Raw genomic sequence first — 19364 nt, forward strand, 5'->3', positions numbered from 1 at the left:
GTAAACACGCCGCCGCCCTCCGGTTCGAGAATCGAAATTGAGCAGGCGCATTCTTGTTGTCTTTCATACAAGCCGCGCCAACGGCCTTTGCGTGACTTCCCGCTGCCTTGAACGACTGCACGCACGTCTCGATGCGTCGCCAATTGAAAAACGACCCGGGCGCGCGAGCGACCGGGTCGTCAATTCATGCTCATGCCGTTACACCGCCGTCACGATAGTGACGCCGTTTCGTTCGTTCAATGTCCGAACGACTGCGCCTTTGTTGCGTTCGGCTCCGTCACATGAGGTCGTGCCATTTGCTTGATGAGCAGCGCGACACACGACAGCAGGCCCGCCACCGCGATCGTCGCAAATATGCCGCCGAACGTGAAGTGGCGGCGTGTCAGTTCGGCCACGAGGAACGAACCCGCGATCCCGCCGAAACGGCCGACACCGAGCATCCAGGCGACGCCCGTGCCGCGGCCCTGGGTCGGATAAAACGCGGCGGCGAGCGCGGGCATCGACGATTGCGCGGTATTCATCAGCACGCCCGCGACGAACACGATGAACACGAGCGCACCCACGTTGCCGGCCGCCTGTCCGATGAAGTACACGCTCACCGCGGTCAGCGCATAGCAGGCTGCGATGATCCGGTTCGCGTTGAAGCGGTCCATCAGTACGCCGCACAGCACCGCACCGACGCCGCCGAGCGGGAACAGCGCGGAGATCAGTGTTGCGCGTTGCGGATTGAGGCCGGCATCCTTCAGCAGGATCGGCATCCAGTTGATCGACGCATAAAAGATCACGAGGCCCATGAAATAGGCGACCCACAGCATCACCGAGCCGATGATGTACGAACGCGACAGCACCACGCCCAGGCCCTTGCCGCCGGTTTGCGGCACGTTTTCCGTCATCGTGAAGGTGGCGCCCTGCACCGCGTCGCCTGAAATGCGCGCGAGCGCCGCGCGAATCCGTTCGACCGGCTTGTTGCTGGCGACCATGTAGCGGACCGACTCCGGCAATTGGGTGATCAGCAAGACGAGCAGCAGCAGCGGCGTGACACCGCCGAGTTGCAGCACGCTACGCCAGCCGAAATGCGGAATCATCCACGCGGCGAGAAAACCGCCAAACGCAGCGCCAAGCGGAAAGCCGCAGAACATCAGATTGATCACGGTTGCGCGACGCCGGTCCGGGCAGTACTCGCCCATCATCGTCACCGCGTTCGGCATCGCCGCGCCAAGGCCGACGCCCGTGATGAAGCGCAGCGCGGTCAGTTCCTCGATGCTGGTCGAGAAAGCCGAAACCAGGCACGCGACACCGAACAGCAGCACGGAGCCGATCAGCATCACGCGTCTTCCGAGGCGGTCGGACAACGGGCCGGAGCCGAGCGCGCCGCACGCGAGACCGAACAGCGCGGCGCTCAGCACCGGAGCGAGCGCCGGTTTGGCGATGCCCCATTCGGCGATCAACGAAGGCGCAATGAAACCGATCGCGGCCGTGTCAAAACCGTCCAGCAAGACGATGATGAAACACATGAAAAAGACGAGCCACTGGAACGGAGAAAAGGGATGCTCGTTGATGAAGGTTTGAACGTTCACAGCAGTGCTGCGGCTCATGAAGGTCTCCTGAGTACGAAGGGGCTCGTGAATACGAGCCCCTTGATTTTTCTATAAGCGTACGGCGTTTAGAACCTGTGGATAATACCCGCGCCTACGGCAACCTGGCTGCGCGACGACGCAGGTGCGCCGTTCTGGCCGTCACCAATGCTTGCCGTTGCGTTGATGACGGTCTTGCCGTCAGCTGCGAGCGTCTGGCCGTTGGCACGCTGATACGCTTCCAGCGCATACAGGCCGGTGCGCTTGGACAGGCTGTAGTACTGCGACAGGACGAACTGGTTGTAGCTGGCCGCGCTCGTGATGCCGTTCGATTCCGTCGCACGGGTGTAGCTATAGCCAGCGGCCAGGTCGAGCGCCGCCGTCGGCTTGAAGTGCAGCACGGCGCCGCCCGTGTTCCAGATGGCGGTGTTGTGGAAGAACGAGTTCGCGCCCGGTGCGTATTGCACGTTCGAGTACGAGAACGAAACGTCCCACTGCGAATTGAACGCGTAGCCGCCCGTCACCGCAATGCGCTGCTGCTTGGCTGCCGTCTGGAAGCCGTTGTTGATAGCGGACACTGCCGGCTGCGCGCCGTTGTTCGACGTCGTGGAGTTCCACGTCGGGCCGCCGTTGTTGGCGTTGTCGATGCGCTGGATGCCTGCAGCGATACCGAACGGGCCGTTCAGGTACTGTGCCGCCACGCTCCACGTTTGCCCGGCGCTGAAGCTGCCCGGGTTGCCGCCCAGCGAATACGAACCACCGATCTTCAGACCGTGCATGCTCGGCGACGTATAGACCAGCGAGTTGTTGGCGCGGTAGAGCGTATCGAGCGAGTCGATATCACCGGGGTGCGCGCCGTATGCACCGGTCAGCCACGTGGTGGGGCTGTACGGCGACAGCAGCGTGTAGTACGAGGTGTACTGGCGGCCAGCCGTCAGCGTGCCGTACGCATCGTTCGTCACCCCCACCCATGCCTGGCGGCTGAATCCCAACCCCGAATACTGCTGAGCGCCGTTCGAAATCGAGAAGCCCTGCTCGAGGGTGAAAATGGCCTTGGTTCCGCCCCCCAGATCTTCCGCGCCTTTCAGGCCGAAACGGTTACCGGCCCAGATGCCATTGAGCATCTTGACCTGCGAACGGCCGCCCGCGAGCGGCTTCGACGATGGCGGCGTGGACGTGGCCGATCCCAACGTCGTCGAGCTGTTTTGCCAGCCGATGCCCGCATCGACGATACCGTACAGCGTGACACTGCTTTGAGCGAAAACCGGCGCGCTTGCCAGGGCTGCGATCGCGCAGGCGATCCGGGTCATTGTGATGGTGCGATTCATGAGCGCAAAGATCTCCAAATTCAACCGAAGCCAGCGCGACCCGGTCGTCAATCTGTTCGTTGTAAATTTTGTTCGCAGAAAGAACGTTGATTCTTGATGCGAACACGCGAATGTAAGCAATGTGACGACAATGGGTCAACAGGGGTTATCCGCAACTGTTGCAAATGAACATCAGCGGCAGCGATGCGCTGGACAGCATGGGAATCGCCATGTCGCGCGACGAAGCGTGGTCGAGGCGCGCTGGATCTGAACGCTACCGTGTTCGCGTTGCCTGGCTGAGGGATGAACGGCGGTCGCGGCTACCGCAGCCTTCATGCGACTCGACGCGAGTCAAATCAGGTTACGAGGCCGCGGGTTCACCGCGGTCCGACTGCGCCCAGCCAAGCCAGCGCAGCCGGATATCACCCGCCTTCCACATCCAGCCCTTTCTGCAGCAAGCGCTTACCGAGCGGTTTCGTCTGCAGCAGGCGCCGCGCAGACATCGCCGGATCCGCAACGATCTCGCACACGCATATCATTAAGAAATGCCGATACCCAGTTTTCGCGAGCATCAACAGGCCAGGAACCTCCTTGTCGTTCTGCCTTTCGCAACGGGCGCGGACAAGGCATGGCAATGCTCTGCGATGAAGGAATCGAACATGTCTCCGATGGTCACCTTCACGTTTCTCGAACTACTCGGAAACGAAGCACGAGCGCTCGCGTTGAAGCATTTCCGGACGAAGCTCGACATCGCGGCAAAGGCCGACGACAGCCCCGTCACGGTGGCGGACCGGGAGATTGAGAGACGGCTTCGTGAACTCATTGTGTCCCAGTATCCAGCGGCCAACATTGTCGGAGAAGAGGAAGGCGGTGAGATTGGCGATGGTGTAACCTGGGTGATCGACCCCATCGACGGCACCAAGAGTTTCGTGGCGGGACTGCCGCTCTTCGGAACGCTCGTAGCGGTGCTCGACAAGCGTATTGCCGTCTACGGCATGATCGAAATCCCCGTGCTTCGCGAGCGCTGGTTAGGCTACGGCAATCGCGCCGTTCTCAACGGCGTGCCTTGCAAGGTCAGTTCGTGTGAGCAATTGCGCGACGCGCGACTTTGCGCGACCGACCCGCAGACATTCGTTGGCGATGCGTCAGCGGCTTTTTCGAATCTGTCGCGCGCTGTCTCGATCTCCCGCTTCGGAACCGATTGTTACGGCTATGCGTTGTTAGCCTCGGGGCACGTGGACCTTGTCGTGGAGGCCGGGCTGGAGATCTACGATGTCATGGCGCTAGCACCCGTCGTCCTCGGTGCTGGCGGCGTCATTACGACATGGTCGGGTCATGCAATTGACGACCGATTCGACGGCACGGTCATTGCCTCCGCGACCCGAGCGTTACATGCCGAAGCGCTTCGATTCCTCCGATAATAATCGCCCGAAGTGGGCGTGCCGCACCTATTTCGGACTGGCTGCTGTGGATGGTCGTTCGTCGTCGTCCCCCGGTTGCGCGTGATCAGTCTCGTGAACGTGGCGAGATGGCGTTACCGTCATTCGCAAGTACCGTCAGCTTCGGACCCGGGCGAGCGGTTCTGCGCGAATCCGCAGCGTTGCGTGCAGGTTCGCCGCCGGCTTTACCGGAAGATCTGGACGCCGAGATAACCGTCAACACGAAAGCCGTGACGGTCATCTCCAGAGGCGCCCTGCCGAGTGCAATGGCGATCTCTTCCGTGCACACCGGATCAGATTCGATAATGTCGACCGTCATCAGGTCCGTACCATCGTTGCGGTCAGCGCAGACGCTCCACCGGACGACTCTCGCGCCGCTTTTTGCCAGGCATCGCCAAACCGGGATGATCTTGAGCTTGCCCATGGCGGCCCGGATTGTGAGCCTTTGAACGACCATTTTCGTATCCATCATGTCTCCCTTCCCTGGCCGGCAAAAACTCCTATATAGCTTGTATGAGCATATTGCATCGACGGACGGAAAGTAGATCGTGGTGGCTGTTCGTAAATGCATCCTTATGGACAGCTGCTATGGAGAAAGCCGGGAGCGACGGTTTGCACCGATCCCGTTGAAGTCATGGCCCGGCGCTTCTGTTTCAATCAGCAGCTCATTGGCATTCCTGCGATTTCGCCAATTCCAAAGCGATGGCGGCTTGGGGCATCGAGCGTGTGCCCGCCGGTTGCCCAGCGAGGAATTGATTGGTTGCGCGCCGCGAAATCAGCGTGTTCAGTGCGAGGAAATGGATTTCGCGGCGTTTTTTGAGGCGCTCCATGCGCACCAGTAGACTGCTACGGTCTTCATCAATCCATGGATGAACGCGCTCATGAGCTCCATGCGCCACGTCTGCCAAATGGGCCATGCAGTACCTGATCTCCGCATCGAGATTCAGGATCTTCACCAGGATGTCCTCAAGTTGAGCCATAGCGCCTGCTCCGGTCATGGTGCACAGCGATCGCTGCGCCACTGCACCCCGCGTGCGAAACTCCGCTCAAAGGTTCGGTACGAAGACCCGCGCCGGCGACAGCCAGCGCTTGAGCGTGCGCGCCAGCAAATAGCCCGTACCGTGTCGCTCGACGCCAAGCCGCTGCGTGAGCGTCGCGCCGAAGCCGTTGAGAAAGCTGAATGTCGACGGGTTCGAAAAGCCGTCGAAGTCGAACGTGAGCTTGCGCTCCAGTGCACGCCCAACGCCTGTCCACAGCAGCAGGCTGATCGAGCCGCAGTGCGCGTCCTGCGCTCGCGAGGAGAGCAGGTAATACATCGCCTGATGGTCCCACACGAGACCGACCGCCGCAACGAGTTTGCGGCCCTTCCCATACGCGCCAAGCAGCGTGCCAGCCTTGCGCTCGACGAACGCATTGACGAGGTCGCGCATGACCTCGTCCCCGTATGCGTTGGTACGCGAGCGCGCCGCGAGATTCGCGCGATAAAACGCAATGAATTCGTCGGGTGCGAGGTCCGGCACGACGGTTAGCTCCCTCGAGGCGCTGCGGATCACGTTGCGCGTCTTGCTGGCGAGGTGCTCCCACGCTTCGTCAGCCGCGGTCTGGGCACCGATGCGGAACGTGTATCGCGCCGACACGGTGAAGCCATGCAGTGCGAACGCGAGGGCATCGTCGACGCGAGGGTCGAGCACCTGGAAAAAGCTGTCGCAGTCGGGCAACTGCTCGATCAGCCGCCCGGTGACGTCGAGGCGGTGATGCAGCTGGCGCGCCACGCTGCCCGTCACCGGCTTGATGACCGGCCCGAGCGTGCGCGTGAGCGGCGGCAGGCGCGAGATACGCCACAGCCCCGTGCGCTGCGTCGCGTACGGCATCTCGCCGATGATTTCGTCGTTCTGCTTGACCACCGCGAGCTTCCAGTTGCCCTGCGTGGCGATATCGAGCCACCAGCGCTCGTGGAAGATCGAAGGCGCCGCGCGAACGGGCGCTCGCACAACAGTGGCAGCCGGCGCCTCGATAGCGGGCAACCGCAGGCCGTTGATGGTCGTCATAGATAACCGGTTCGTTCCGACTGGCAGCGCCAGGGGACATATGGGTACTCCACTTCCCCCCATCGCCTACGCTCCTCAATGACTTCTGGTCGACATGGCAACTTGTCGACGCGATGTGCTATTCACATGTTCCCCCTCGCAGAAAATTGCGATCGACGCATCGAATCAAGTCTATAAATAGCACCCCTTCATTTACGCCAAAACCAAGCCACATAGGAACAGGTTATTCCCTGAGCATTTTTGCCCGATCGTGCATGATCATTTTGGCGTGCACGAGGTATGAATTACGTATGGCGACGATGCTTATATCTGGTTAGGCAGATTCGCCATACATCATATTAGTTGATGAGTCTTCTATAGCACTTCAATCCTGAAAACTGACACGACGGAGATCATCTCGCGGCAGATCGTTCGACAACGGGTCAGCCAATATCAAAGATCCGCAAAAATTACATCCATGTCCGAGACGTCCAATCGTCCAAAGGTACGCTTTGGTCACTGATTCGAAATCCTGACTGACGATTGCCTTCAATTCCCATTTTTTGATTTCGATTTGTCCCTCGCAGTTGCATGAGAAGGTACAGCGATTGCGCAATCTCGCAGCGCACATCGTGGCGATCGCCGATATCCGGACGGATACGCCGACTCGGGCGCCTACGGCAGTCGCAGGCAACGATGCCAGTCATCTGTATCAGCGGGGGCGCTTCGATGTCCAACCAACATGCGACCTCTCCAGCCGAGACGGGAGAAGTGCTGGTATTGCTGGGTGCCGCCTTCGCTGTGCTTGGCGGTTGGCTTGTTGCAATGGGCTCGACACCCTACTTCGTTATCGCCGGCTTCGCGCTCATTGCATCGGGGACGCTCATGGTGCGAAGCTGCTCGGCCGGTCTCTGGAGTATCTTCTGCACCCTCATCGTGGCACTCGTCTGGTCCGTTACCGAAGCCGGACGCGATGAATGCAGGCCGATGCCTCGTCTGCTGCTGCTCGCATTGCTCGGCATCTGGTTCTACCTGAACATCGTCGTCCGCCACCCGGCGGTATCCCGGCCGGTTCGCATCGTGGCAACCGTCACGGCCATCGTCTATGCGCTCGCAATCATGGGTATGCTCTCGCCCAAAGTTCCCATGTCCGTGGCGAAACATCTTCGTTACTTGCCGGCAGCGCCTGCTCTCAACAGTGCATCATCGGCGAGCCACGGCGACTAGCGCCGCGAGAATGGAGTTCGCGCTACGCGGCGAGCCATTTCCTGCGGATTGCGCGGGTTCTTCCCGCCACCAATCTTGAGCAGGTCGCAGAAGCACCGATTCACCCGTCTTGACGTTCCGGCAACTGGCTTTGCCAAGGCTCGGGATGAGCGTGGTCAAGCTGACATCCCGCGTCCGTTGACAAGCACTAGCCAAACGAGAACACTTCGACGGGCAAACAAAGCTTTGAGCATCCGCGTATTGAAACAACTTTTTCCGTGGCGAATAGTCGCGAACCGAAATGTTAAAGATCGAGAAATATATCAACGAGAAGCGCGAACAGCGTCTTCATTTCCCGAACCTCGTTGTGTGGATGGCGAGGCGTTTGCTGCCAAACGCAGCGCAGACTGAACTGGCGGCCAAGGGAATCTCATTACCCGCAATCGACGAAGCCAGAAAGAATGGACAATCGTACCAAACGGAGCTCACGCTCCTTGAGCGTGGCATTGAAAAACGAGTCATCGTCACGTTGACCTGACGCCTGCCGCGCCGGGCCATTTCGCTCGAACGTTGCAGCGAGAGCGCTCGGGTAGCTCGCAGCGGCTAGATGCGAACCCTCGACCGCCCGCGAACCGGGTTCACCGTACGTCTCGTACAAAACGATCGGTTCAGAGACCCCATTGATCTGCTCCATCATCGGCATCTGCGTTGGTCCAGCACCGATCCGATCGCGTGATTTGAGCAAGTATCGCTGGGACACCTGCTACTTTCGCGAGTCCCCCGAAGCGCTTGAATAATCGGCCAGACGCGCGGCTCCCAGGTGACGGCTGCAGGCGCTGTCATGTTCGCGCTCATCCTTGGCGCACTGGCTCAGCGATTCGGCGAATCGCTGTAGCGCCGATACCGGGCCGCACACGCTCTGGTATTGCTCGCGGCCGATCCTGCCGTCGAGGATCACTGTCAATCCCGATGCGCGGGCCATGTCGATGATGTCCATTTCGACCATCCATTCCGAGTACCACACCTGCAATACGGCGCGCCCGTACCCGTTATTCCCCTAACCGGCGAGACGCGCGAGAAGGCAGGTCGATGCGCTGGGCCAATATCGTCGACGCATCGCAGCATGACAGTACGTGACGGCGTCATCGCGCGCCAGGTTGCGTGACGGACAAGCGGGAATAAAACCGCCACTGGTCAGGTATTGCACCTGAAGCCCGCCTGGGAGGCGCTCAGGCACGAACCGGCGGCCGAATTCCTGAACCCAGTCGAGAGGACACCATGTCGTCAGATCTTCCTTCCCAACCCTCGCGCCGCACTGCCCTGAAATGTCTTGCCTACGGCGGCGTGGGAACTGTGTTTGTTCTGGCCGGAGGCGTTCTGACGCCCATGGACCTTGCGTTGGCGGCCAGTACCGACGACAAGTCGGCTATACCCGGCGTGCCGCTGTTCCTGCAGATCAGCGACTCGCATATCGGCTTCAACAAGGAAGCCAACCCCGACGTCGCGGGCACGTTCAAACAGACGATTGATTACGTCAACGCCATGCCGGCCAAACCGGCGCTCGCGATTCACACGGGCGATATCACCCATCTTTCCAAACCGGAAGAGTTCGATCTCGCGGCCCAATTGTTGTCCGGGCTGAGTATCACGGAGCTGCACACCGTGCCCGGCGAGCATGACGTGACCGACGGGCCGCAAGGCGAGTACTTCAAACGTTTTGGCAAGCCGTCGGAAAACCGCGGCTACTACAGCTTCGATCACGACGGCGTGCACTTCGTCGCACTCGTCAATGTCATGCACTTCAAGCCGAACGGGCTGGGAAACCTCGGCGAGGATCAGCTCGCGTGGCTGGAAAACGATCTCAAGGGGCGAACATCCAGCACGCCGATCGTTGTCTTTACGCACATGCCAATGTGGACCATCTACGAACCATGGGGTTGGGGTACCGGTGATGCGGGCCAGGCAATGAGCTATCTGAAGCGGTTCGGCTCGGTCACGGTCCTGAATGGACATATTCATCAGATCGTTTCCAAGGTGGAAGGGAATGTCACATTCCACACGGCGCGCTCGACCGCCTATCCGCAGCCGACCGCGGGCAATGGCCCTGGACCCGGGCCGCTCAAGGTGGCAAGCGACCAGCTGCCGAAGATGCTCGGCGTAACGAGTATCAAGATCTCGCGCCATCCCCTCGCAATGTCGCTGTCCGACACGACGCTCGCCTGACGTCGCCTCTCGCTCACTCGACAAGGAACCGAGCCATGCTATCCCTCTTGTTTCGTCGTACCTTCGCCATGCTTCGCGCGATCGTGATACTCACGGCCGCATTCGCCGGTGGATTGCCTGCGCACGCGGAAGAGCCCAATCAAGTCGTCATCAAGAATTTCATGTTTTCGCCCATGGCCATGACGGTCAAGGCGGGCACGACGGTGACCTGGAAGAACATGGATGGCGAACCGCATACCGTCGTCAACGATGCGGGCATATTCCGTTCCGCCGCGCTCGACCAGAACGATACCTATCAGTTCAAATTCGACAAGCCAGGGGTATACAAAGTGTTCTGCGGAATTCATCCCTATATGAAGGCAACCATCACTGTGCAGTAGTCGATGGTTCGACCTCTATTCGGCGCATGGCCCCGGCTGTGCGCCCGAAGCGATTAGCGCACGGGCCTCGCCATGAGATCGTCGAGCAGCGCAGCATACGTTGCCACCAGTTGCCGGTTATGCGGCAGAAAACGCGCGATCTCCGTGCGCTGCCGCTCGCGATACCAGGACGCGTGCGCATCGTATCGTGATCGTGCTCATTTGGTCTTTGTGACTAAATACCGGCGTGATGTTTTCACCAAGGAAGTGATCGACGACTTGCGCGAAGTCTTCGCAGGTGTATGCCTGGACTTCGAGGCGCAGCTCGTGGACTTCGACGGGGAGGATGACCACGTCCACCTCTTGGTGAACTACCCGCCGAAGGTTTCCCTGTCGGCAATAGCCTAAAGGGCGTCTCCAGCCGCATGATCCGAAAGAAGAATTACCCGAGCGTGCGCCGGGGGGGGCGCGCTATGGCCTCCGTCCTACTTCGCCGGTAGCTGCGGTGGTGCACCCATCGAGATCGTGCGCCAGTACATTGAACAGCAGCGGACGCCGCATTAGCGCCCTGGAAGGACTTCTACGCCGTCCGCGCTATCCTTCCCCGCCCCCTGAAGGGCGCAGGATTAGCCGCAGGTCTGGGTTTGCCGCGCAACTGAAAGGCTATGGCGCTGTCGGCGTTGGCGTGACCTACCGATCCGAGAGCGGCAGATGGCTGGTAAACGGCGCCTTGTCGGTTACCGGATCGGGTGGAACGGGAGTGCGAACCCAGGTCGGCTACGAATTCTAGCGGCTGCCCTCGGTTCCGCCGCGGGTCGATCGTTTCAGGTCCAGTCAACGCCTCCGCGCCCGACCTTGACAGGCAGGCAGAAGCCGGGGTTCATGCATACCGTATGCATCCACGGAAAATATGGCTGATTCAGGTCAATCGCAGGACACCCGTCATCTTTAGACTCGGAACACGCGGTGCGCCCCAATGCGCACCGCAATGCTTCGCTGGAGACCGCAATGAGCTACAAGACCATCGTCGTTCACATGGATACGAGCGCATCGGCCAATGCGCGACTCTCGCTCGCGCTCGGGCTGGCTCGCCGGTTCGGCGCCCATCTCGAAGGGCTCTTTGCGCGGTTCGAACCCAACCCTCGCGAGTTCCATGTAATGGGCGGAACGGCTGACTACTACGACACGCATCGCACGCTGCGCCTGGAACAACGCGGCGCGATCGAACGGTTATTCCGCGCAGAAGCATCTCGCGCTCAGGTAGACGGCGCATGGGTTGTCACGCATGGCGATCCCGTTTCGGCAATCATGCAGCGCTGCCGGACAGCGGATCTCGCGATTCTCGGACAGGCCAATCCGGACGATCCGGAATCCTGGATTGCGGATGGATTCCCGGAGAGCATTCTCCTGGGAGCGGGCGGCCCGGTGCTGCTGGTGCCCTATGCGGGCAGGTTCGAGTCGTTCGGCGAACGTGTGCTCATCGCCTGGAACGGAAGCCGGGAAGCGGCCCGCGCGGTTCACGACGCGTTGCCGTTCATCGCGCGAGCGGCGCATGTGATCATCGCTACGGACGAACAGTCGCATGCATCGTGCGACGCGCTGGCCGCCATGCTCGCGCGCCACGGCGCGGCGTCGATCGAGATTGCCAGACTAGACAGCCGCGCCGCTCAAGCCGCAGGCGATGCGCTGCTGAACCACGCCGCCGATGGCGCGTGCGACCTGCTCGTAATGGGCGCGTATGGCCACGCACGGCTTCAGGAACTGGTCCTGGGCGGCGCGTCGCGAACCCTACTCTCCGCGATGACACTGCCGGTTCTGATGTCTCACTGAGCGGCGGCGCGCGTCGCGCCCGTCGAATGAGATCGCGCGAGGCGAAGCGCGCGACGATCCCCGGCGCAAGCGGAAGCCGCCGGGGCACGACGCACGCCCTTACATCGGCGAGAACACCACCGGGTATCCGAGATGGTCTTCGACGCCCTTGACGCCGGTTACACGCCCGGCCGCGACCAATATCGCCTTGCGCTCCTCTTCCGAGTTCACCGTGCCCCAGAGATGAACGATCCCTTCCTTGACGACGACGTTCTCCGTGGCCATCGCCCAGCGATGCCCGTCCAGTGCGTGAAGCACCTCGCGCTGAATGGCCTCGTCGGAAGCGACTGCCGCCGGATCGGGCTGCGCCGCGCTCGCCAGCGCGCGGATCAGATTCGCGCGGCTCACGATGCCCACGAGCTTGCCCTGGTCCAGCACCGGCACGCGCTTGATATGGTGGCGCTCCAGCAGGTCGGCGATCTCGCTCAGTTCCGCTTGCGGCGAGACGTAAATGACATTGCTCGTCATGAGATCCCTGACCTTCACGGCATTTTCTTTCAGGTACTCGCTTGCGAGCTTGCGAGTCGAGTGGAGGAATTCGCCCAGCCAGCTGCGCTGCGGCTTGCCCGTGCCCGTTTCCACGCGATGCAGCAAATCGCCCTCGCTCAGAATGCCGACAACTGCGCCGCTGTCGTCGACGACCGGGATGCCACTCACGTGATGTCGCGTGAGCAGCGTCGCGGCCTCGAAGACCGTCGCGTCGGGACGCACACTGACGACGTCCGTGGTCATGATGTCCGAAGCTTGCATGAGTTCCTCCGTTACCGGCCAACGCCGTAATGGAACTCAATTTAGAGATCGGTGGCGCCTGTGCATTGACCTAAGTCAACCACGTGCCCTCGGGGACCGACGACCTTCCGTCGCGCCGGTCGGGCCCGCGGCAGCGAATCACGGTTGACCAGGATCAACGAGTCCTGGCGCTCGGGGCGCATAGTGAACCCGTCGAGACCGAAGGAGGCGCCGCCACCGGCGTGCCCTCGGCGTCTCATCGCAACCCGGCCGCGTCTGTCACGGAGCCTGCCATGGAATTTGCCGCGAAACGTAGCGCCATCCAGGTGATCCTGAGCGAACACCGACGCCTTTCGAGCGTCGTGAGCGGCATGCTGCGCGTGGTCGACGACATGACGGCCCGCCCCGGCGCGTCCGGCACCATGCTCCTGCGTGCGATGCTCTACTACATCCACGAGTTTCCCGAGCAAGTGCATCATCCGAAGGAAGAGCAATACCTGTTTGCCCGGCTTCGCGAGCGGACAGACGAATTCGATAGCGTCATCGAGGAACTCGGACGCCAGCACGCGGAAGGCCCGCAGCGCATTCACTCAATCGAACGCGCGCTCACGCGTTACGAACTGGGTGGCAACGGCATGCTGCCGGCGCTGCGTGAAGCGGTGTATGGCTACGCCGACTTCTACAACGATCACCGGCACCTCGAAGAGTCGGTGATTTTGCCTGGCGCCCAGCGCTATCTATCGGTTGCCGACTGGGTGGAGATCGACGAGGCGTTCGGCACGAATCGCGATCCGTTCGAAACGCTAGAGTCCGAAGACAATCTCGACGATCTCTATACGCTGATCGTCCAGACAATGCCCGACGCACACCCCTGAGCGCCGTACGCCGCGCAGCGAGAACGATTCGAAACGGCCAGCGGTTAGCGCAAGCTCGGCGTGCTGCAGTGCAACGAGGATGGATTGCGCAGGCGCGCGCTGACTCGATCGACGTCCTCGCGACGTTTGCGATCCATGCGCGCTCGCCGTCGTCATGGAACGTCATGGCAGGCGCTTTGGCGGCCTGCGCCAGCGCCCTGCATCGGCTTCTGGTAATGTCACGCAATGCAAACGATCCTATCCATCGAGAATCTCTCGAAAGTCTATGCATCGGGATTCCACGCGCTCACGCGCATCAGCCTGGACATTCACCGCGGCGAAATTTTCGCGCTGCTGGGGCCAAACGGCGCTGGCAAGACGACGCTCATCAGCATCGTCTGCGGCATCGTCAATGCGAGCGAAGGCAGCGTGCGCGTCGCCGGTCACGATATCGTCACGGATTACCGCAGCGCTCGCTCGCTGATCGGACTCGTGCCCCAGGAACTGACGACGGACGCGTTCGAAACGGTCTGGGCGACCGTGTCGTTCAGCCGCGGCCTGTTCGGCAAGCCCGCCAGCCCCGCCTATGTCGAGCGCGTGCTGCGGGACCTCTCGCTGTGGGAGAAGCGGAACAACAAGATCATGACGCTGTCCGGCGGCATGAAACGGCGCGTGCTGATCGCGAAGGCGCTCGCGCACGAGCCACAGATCCTGTTTCTGGACGAGCCGACCGCGGGTGTGGACGTCGAGCTGCGCCGCGACATGTGGGCGCTCGTGCGCGGGCTCAAGGCGAACGGCGTGACGATCATCCTCACGACCCATTACATCGACGAGGCGGAAGAGATGGCCGACCGCATCGGCGTCATCAACGCCGGCGAAATCATGCTGGTCGAGCGCAAGGACGTGCTCATGCGCAAGCTCGGCCGCAAACAGCTGACCCTGCAACTCGAAGCCCCGTTGACGGCAATCCCGGCCGGGCTCGCCGCCTGGGGGCTCGAACTGGCCGATGGCGGCACCGAGCTCATCTATACCTACGATGCCGAAAACGAACGCAACGACATCATCGCGCTGCTCAAGCGCCTGGGCGAGGCCGGCATCGGCTTCACGGACCTGAAAACGAGCCAGAGTTCGCTGGAGGATATCTTCGTGAGCCTCGTCAGCAAGGATCCGGCGGCCGCTTCAAAGCCCGCTTCGCGGCCAGCCTCGCAACCCGCCACACCAGCGGGCGCGGATAACGGCAAAGGACAGGTGACCTCCCGATGAACCTCTACGCGATTCGCGCCATCTACCGTTTCGAAATGGCGCGCACCAGGCGCACGCTGATGCAGAGCATTGTCGCGCCGGTGATCTCGACCTCGCTCTACTTCATCGTCTTCGGCTCCGCGATCGGTTCGCGCATCAAGGAAGTGAACGGCGTCAGCTACGGCGCGTTCATCGTGCCAGGGCTGATCATGCTTTCACTGCTGTCGCAGAGCATCTCCAATGCGTCATTCGGCATCTACTTCCCTCGCTTCACGGGCACGATCTACGAACTGCTCTCGGCGCCCGTGTCGTATTTCGAAATCGTGATCAGCTATGTCGGCGCGGCGGCGACCAAGTCGGTCGTGCTCGGGCTCATCATCCTCGCAACCGCGGGGCTCTTCGTGCCGATCCAGATCCTGCATCCCTTGTGGATGGTGCTGTTCCTGCTGCTCACGGCGGTCACGTTCAGCCTGCTCGGTTTCATCATCGGCATCTGGGCGGACAACTTCGAGAAGCTGCAAATCGTGCCGCTGCTGATCATCACGCCGCTGACTTTTCTCGGCGGCGCGTTCTATTCCGTCGACATGCTGCCGACGGCATGGAAGGTGATCACGCTTTTCAACCCGATCGTGTATCTCATCAGCGGCTTTCGCTGGAGCTTCTACGGGCTCGCGGACGTTCATGTCGGCGTGAGTCTTGCCATGACTGCGGCCTTTCTCGCGATATTCCTCGCAATCACCGCGTGGATCTTCAAGACGGGGTATCGGCTGAAAACCTGAGGCCGGCGAATCGGCTGCTTGTTCGGCCAGATTCGCGCGACGCCTCACGTCGCACCGCTGGCGGCGCCGCTCGCTTGCCCGCGCTCCGTCAAAGACGACAGCAGCGTGAGCAAACCCTCCACATTGACGGGCTTGACGAAGTGGTAGTCGAAGCCGGCCGACTGCGCCCTCAGGCGGTCGTCGGCCTGTCCGTAGCCCGTGATCGCAATCAGGACGGGAGTCGTCGCGTCCTTCGGGCGAAGCCGCCGCGCCAGTTCGTAGCCGTCCACGTCGGGCAAGCCGATGTCGAGCAGCGCGACGTCGGGCCGCAACTGCGCGGCGGCTTCGATGGCCTCGGCGGACGAATACGCCGTGCGCGTGAAATGGCCCTCCGATTCGCACAACATCGCAAGGGAATCGGCTGCATCACGATTGTCGTCGACGATCAAAAGCTGCAGCGCGGCCGACTTCGCGCTTGTTCCAGGGCCGGACAGCACCTGTGCCGAATGCCGTTCGTGATGATGCAGCCGGGGCAGGCGTACCGTCACCGTCGTGCCGCGACCTTCGCCCTCGCTTTGTACCGTGATCGTGCCGTCGTGCAGTTCGACCAGCTTCCTCACCAGCGAAAGGCCGATGCCGAGACCGCCGCTCGAACGGTCGAGCGGGCGATCGCCCTGCGAAAACAGTTCGAATACCTTGGGCAACAGTTCCGCGGAGATACCCGTGCCCGTGTCCGTCGTCACGATTTCGACCCAAGTTTCATCGGCTCGCGCGCTGATCGAAATGTTCCCTTGCTCAGGGGTGTATTTGCTGGCGTTGTTGAGGATGTTCACGAGGATTTGCGAAATTCGCGTGGCGTCGCCCAGCACCCATGCGGTCGCGTCGGAGACATCGACGTTCATGTGCTGTCCGCGCGCCTCGACGGATGCCGCCATCGCTTCGACCGCGTGATACACGGCCGTGCCGACGAGAATGGGCTCGAGCTGAAGCGCGATCCGGCCTTGCGTGATGCGCGACACTTCGAGCAGATCGTCGACGATGCGCGTCATGTGCTCGGTCTGTCGGCGCATCAATCTGATGAGGTCGGCAGAACGCCCGTCGATGCCATCCTGCTTTTCGAACAGTGCGATGGCTGTGCGGATCGGTGCCAGCGGATTGCGCAGTTCATGCGCGAGCATGGCGAGAAACTCGTCCTTGCGGCGATCCGCTTCGCGCAGCATCAACTCCATGCGTTTGCGCTCGGTGATGTCGACGACGCTCGCGATCAGGCGCAAGGGCTTGCCGTCGGGCGCGCGCTGGAGCAGCGCGCTGCCTTCCATCCACTGTTCACCGCGCTGTCCCTGCACGCGAAACTCGAAATGTGCGCCGGGGTCGCCCCCTGCCGCCAGCTCGCGCACATATCGGTCGAGCACGGGTCGATCGTCGGGATTGACGCGCGAGAGCGCGGCCTCGTAAGTCAGCGTTTCTCCTTCGAGTGTTTCGCTGCCGACTTCGAACGACAGCGTCCATGAGTCGAGATCGAGCGCCACGATATGGATTTCAGCCGCCTGCATGGCGACGTTCAGGCGCAGACTGCGTGCTTCGATTGCGGCTTGCGCTTCGTGCTGCGCGGTAACGTCTGTAGTCGTGCCGAACCACTCCTGCAGCGTGCCGTGTTCGTCATGGAGCGGCGCGGCATGCGCCTGGACCATCCGGTAGCGGCCGTCGTAGCGACGCATGCGAAACGCGATCCAGCTGGCGGTTCCCCTCTTCAGAATGTCCAGCCATGCCTGACGTGTGAACTCGCGATCGTCGGGATGCACGAAGTCGAGCCATCCCCAGTTCTCGAGTTGCACGGGGTCCGCGCCCGTAAACTTTCCCCATGGCTCATCGGCCGGGCGGATATTGCCGTCGGGCCCTGCCGACCAGACGAGCGCACCCGTCGATTCGACGAGGGCACGATAGCGCCGTTCGCTGAGGACGAGGCGTTCCTCGGCGGCGCGCTGCTTCGATATGTCGAAAGTGACGCCGTGCACGCTGGCAAGCTCGCCGTGTCCGTCGAACTCGGCATGGCCGCGCATGCGCAGCCAGCGTGGCGGCATAACGCCGCCGTCGAGCAGGTAATCGAATTCGAAAGGGCCGCCGCAGCGGAGCGCCTGTTCGACCTTCTGCTGAAACGGCTCGCGATGCTCGGGCGCAATCCGGTTCCAGAGATCCGACAGCGCGACGGCCTCCGTGCCCGGCGGGAAGGAATAGAGTTCTGCGAGTTGCTCGGTCATGCGCACTCGCTGGTTTTTCATGTCCCATTCCCATGCGCCCATCCGCGCGCCCTGAAACGCGGCTTTGAGCCGGCGCTCGCTGGCCTCGTACATGGCCCACGCGTGCCGGCAGTGGTGAATGTCCGTCGCCACGCCGACGGTGTCGCCGATGCGGCCACTCTCGTCGCGCTGAGCTTGCAGATGCAGCGTGTGCCACCGGAACGCGCCATCGACGCGCAGAAGGCGCACTTCGGCGTTGCGTAAGAGGTTGCCGTCGCGCATCTGGCGAACGGCGTCGAGCACGGTATCGATATCGTCGGGATGAACGAATTCCCGCCACGTTCGCCCGATTATCTGCTCGGCGGGAATACCAAGGTAGCGTGAAGCCCATGGGTTCACGTAGCGTATGACGCCGTCGCGATCGGCGCGCCAGACGAACGACGGCAGAAACTGAGCAGGATCGTACACATGCGCTCCTTTTCGGACGGCGAAGCTCGCCGCCTTGCTCTTCTCAGCGATGCACGGAGCTTGGCGCCCAGGTACCCGCTCGTTCGGGTGCGCGATGGCGGGATGCCGGGAAAACGGCCGCGGGCTGCGCGCAACGTCCGATTTTCATCGACATGCGATCAGCATATACCGGTCCCACGCCATTGAAGGGCTGTAGATCTTCCCTCGCTGCGCCGCCTTGCTGTGTCTATGTCTGTGTCTGTGTCTGTGTCTGTTGCGCAAGCCGTACAGCCTTGGGGCCGGATCCTGCCTGGTGGCGAATGCTGGTCCCGCCTCTGCCGTCTGGTTGGCGAATGCGCCAAGGCGACCCCTTGCTGCCAGCCTGACAAGTGGCTGATCCATCGCATTCACCTGAGTCGACGCGTCCGGTGGGACAAGCGTGGGTACGTGCAGGCACTCATTGTCAACCAGCCCTCGTCGTCAGGCAGGGATCGGCCGAGCGCATCCGCGTTTATGCTCCGAAGTAGTCGAGTTCGGGCGTCTCGCGCAGAAGATCTGCAATCGAGAGCGTTATGCGCTCGCCAGTTGCAGAAGCTGCTCGAACTCGGGAATCAGTTCCGACTCGGTCGAGATGCGCGGACACTATTTACGACGCTGACAGGTCTTGCCTGTCGGAGCTCGTTCTAAGGGTAATCGGTTGTTGGGCACCCAACCCCCGCATCGCGGCGGACGTCGTCCCATTTTCGTCAGGAGGGCTTCGATGAAGAAGATCGCGCCGGCCCACGCGTGCTGCCGGAGATATAGAGAATGATTTCGTGGAACTGGTGTCCTCCGGGCTACCGTTCGCAATGGCAAGCGAAAAGTTCGAGCGTCTCTGGGACGAGGTCAACTTGGCCGCAGCGAGCGTAATTTCGTCCCCGGAAGTCAACAGATATATCGCGCTACTGATACGCATGCAGGGCGTGTACGAATCGCAGTACAGCCGAAGCACACGTATGGAGCTTGCATCTCACCGTTGTCCGAATACGGCGTAACGTCGTCGGCCACTGCTTTCTGGATCGCAGCCAGCGCCTGTGGCGACTGCGCCCTAGCA

General features: G+C 61.6%; 18 protein-coding genes and 1 pseudogene. 11 read left to right on the plus strand and 8 right to left on the minus strand.

Features of this window, described 5'->3' with window-relative positions:
• Positions 1-236: 236 nt before the first annotated feature.
• Together BMI01S_RS30130 and BMI01S_RS30135 are read right to left on the minus strand one after the other, a co-directional pair.
• A complete protein-coding gene (locus BMI01S_RS30130; protein WP_028232302.1) occupies positions 237-1595 on the minus strand; it encodes an MFS transporter in 1359 nt (452 codons plus the stop codon).
• A 68-nt stretch (positions 1596-1663) separates the two neighbouring features.
• Complete coding sequence (locus BMI01S_RS30135) at positions 1664-2884, minus strand: porin (RefSeq protein ID WP_154671386.1); 1221 nt, start codon at positions 2882-2884, stop codon at positions 1664-1666.
• A gap of 656 nt (positions 2885-3540) precedes the next feature.
• Here BMI01S_RS30135 and BMI01S_RS30140 point away from each other — a divergent pair.
• The gene (locus tag BMI01S_RS30140; protein ID WP_042291622.1) at positions 3541-4302 is read left to right on the plus strand and encodes an inositol monophosphatase family protein; all 762 of its coding nucleotides are present in this window, start codon (positions 3541-3543) and stop codon (positions 4300-4302) included.
• An 85-nt stretch (positions 4303-4387) separates the two neighbouring features.
• Here the strand turns inward: BMI01S_RS30140 and BMI01S_RS30145 are convergent, their stop codons facing one another.
• From BMI01S_RS30145 to BMI01S_RS30155, 3 genes are all read right to left on the minus strand, one after another.
• Positions 4388-4792, minus strand: coding sequence for a hypothetical protein (locus BMI01S_RS30145; protein WP_036046396.1), 405 nt, complete (start codon positions 4790-4792; stop codon positions 4388-4390).
• 193 nt (positions 4793-4985) lie between these two features.
• Positions 4986-5300 (minus strand): hypothetical protein, encoded by a 315-nt coding sequence (locus BMI01S_RS30150; RefSeq protein ID WP_028232305.1) that lies wholly within the window; start codon positions 5298-5300, stop codon positions 4986-4988.
• Positions 5301-5366: 66 nt separating this feature from the next.
• Positions 5367-6368, minus strand: a complete 1002-nt coding sequence (locus tag BMI01S_RS30155) for a GNAT family N-acetyltransferase (protein ID WP_028214552.1) — start codon at positions 6366-6368, stop codon at positions 5367-5369.
• Positions 6369-7076: 708 nt separating this feature from the next.
• Here BMI01S_RS30155 and BMI01S_RS30160 point away from each other — a divergent pair.
• Positions 7077-7574 carry a hypothetical protein gene (locus BMI01S_RS30160; RefSeq protein WP_154671384.1) on the plus strand — a complete coding sequence of 166 codons (498 nt, stop codon included), beginning with the start codon at positions 7077-7079 and terminating at the stop codon, positions 7572-7574.
• 280 nt (positions 7575-7854) lie between these two features.
• On the plus strand, positions 7855-8091 hold the full coding sequence (locus BMI01S_RS30165) for a hypothetical protein (protein WP_036046398.1): 237 nt from the start codon (positions 7855-7857) through the stop codon (positions 8089-8091).
• Between the two features lie 225 nt (positions 8092-8316).
• Here the strand turns inward: BMI01S_RS30165 and BMI01S_RS30170 are convergent, their stop codons facing one another.
• On the minus strand, positions 8317-8550 hold the full coding sequence (locus BMI01S_RS30170) for a hypothetical protein (protein WP_036046401.1): 234 nt from the start codon (positions 8548-8550) through the stop codon (positions 8317-8319).
• Between the two features lie 281 nt (positions 8551-8831).
• Between BMI01S_RS30170 and BMI01S_RS30175 the strand changes: the two genes are divergently transcribed.
• The 5 genes and pseudogenes from BMI01S_RS30175 to BMI01S_RS30190 all read left to right on the plus strand — a co-directional run bounded on the left by BMI01S_RS30175 (position 8832) and on the right by BMI01S_RS30190 (position 11965).
• Positions 8832-9776 (plus strand): metallophosphoesterase family protein, encoded by a 945-nt coding sequence (locus BMI01S_RS30175; protein ID WP_028214555.1) that lies wholly within the window; start codon positions 8832-8834, stop codon positions 9774-9776.
• A 68-nt stretch (positions 9777-9844) separates the two neighbouring features.
• Positions 9845-10156: a cupredoxin domain-containing protein gene (locus tag BMI01S_RS30180; RefSeq protein ID WP_028232307.1), complete on the plus strand. Its 312-nt coding sequence runs from the start codon at positions 9845-9847 to the stop codon at positions 10154-10156.
• Positions 10157-10228: 72 nt separating this feature from the next.
• Positions 10229-10699 (plus strand): annotated as a pseudogene (gene tnpA, locus BMI01S_RS30185) (IS200/IS605 family transposase).
• Positions 10644-10925 (plus strand): YadA-like family protein, encoded by a 282-nt coding sequence (locus BMI01S_RS44125; protein WP_407669085.1) that lies wholly within the window; start codon positions 10644-10646, stop codon positions 10923-10925. The pseudogene tnpA and the gene BMI01S_RS44125 overlap by 56 nt, the downstream one beginning before the upstream one ends.
• A gap of 218 nt (positions 10926-11143) precedes the next feature.
• Complete coding sequence (locus tag BMI01S_RS30190; RefSeq protein ID WP_028232308.1) at positions 11144-11965, plus strand: universal stress protein; 822 nt, start codon at positions 11144-11146, stop codon at positions 11963-11965.
• 99 nt (positions 11966-12064) lie between these two features.
• Here the strand turns inward: BMI01S_RS30190 and BMI01S_RS30195 are convergent, their stop codons facing one another.
• Positions 12065-12754, minus strand: a complete 690-nt coding sequence (locus tag BMI01S_RS30195; protein ID WP_028232309.1) for a CBS domain-containing protein — start codon at positions 12752-12754, stop codon at positions 12065-12067.
• A 272-nt stretch (positions 12755-13026) separates the two neighbouring features.
• Between BMI01S_RS30195 and BMI01S_RS30200 the strand changes: the two genes are divergently transcribed.
• The 3 genes from BMI01S_RS30200 to BMI01S_RS30210 all read left to right on the plus strand — a co-directional run bounded on the left by BMI01S_RS30200 (position 13027) and on the right by BMI01S_RS30210 (position 15608).
• The gene (locus tag BMI01S_RS30200) at positions 13027-13608 is read left to right on the plus strand and encodes a hemerythrin domain-containing protein (RefSeq protein ID WP_028214558.1); all 582 of its coding nucleotides are present in this window, start codon (positions 13027-13029) and stop codon (positions 13606-13608) included.
• Positions 13609-13833: 225 nt separating this feature from the next.
• A complete protein-coding gene (locus tag BMI01S_RS30205) occupies positions 13834-14850 on the plus strand; it encodes an ABC transporter ATP-binding protein (RefSeq protein WP_081723541.1) in 1017 nt (338 codons plus the stop codon).
• Positions 14847-15608, plus strand: a complete 762-nt coding sequence (locus tag BMI01S_RS30210; protein ID WP_028214559.1) for an ABC transporter permease — start codon at positions 14847-14849, stop codon at positions 15606-15608. The genes BMI01S_RS30205 and BMI01S_RS30210 overlap by 4 nt, the downstream gene beginning before the upstream one ends.
• Positions 15609-15652: 44 nt before the next feature.
• On the opposite strand, the gene BMI01S_RS30215 is transcribed toward BMI01S_RS30210, so the two are convergent.
• On the minus strand, positions 15653-18292 hold the full coding sequence (locus tag BMI01S_RS30215) for a PAS domain-containing hybrid sensor histidine kinase/response regulator (protein ID WP_028232310.1): 2640 nt from the start codon (positions 18290-18292) through the stop codon (positions 15653-15655).
• Between the last annotated feature and the right edge of the window lie 1072 nt (positions 18293-19364).

It is taken from the genome of Paraburkholderia mimosarum LMG 23256 = NBRC 106338 (genome assembly GCF_000739815.1).
Taxonomy (GTDB): Bacteria; Pseudomonadota; Gammaproteobacteria; order Burkholderiales; family Burkholderiaceae; genus Paraburkholderia; species Paraburkholderia mimosarum.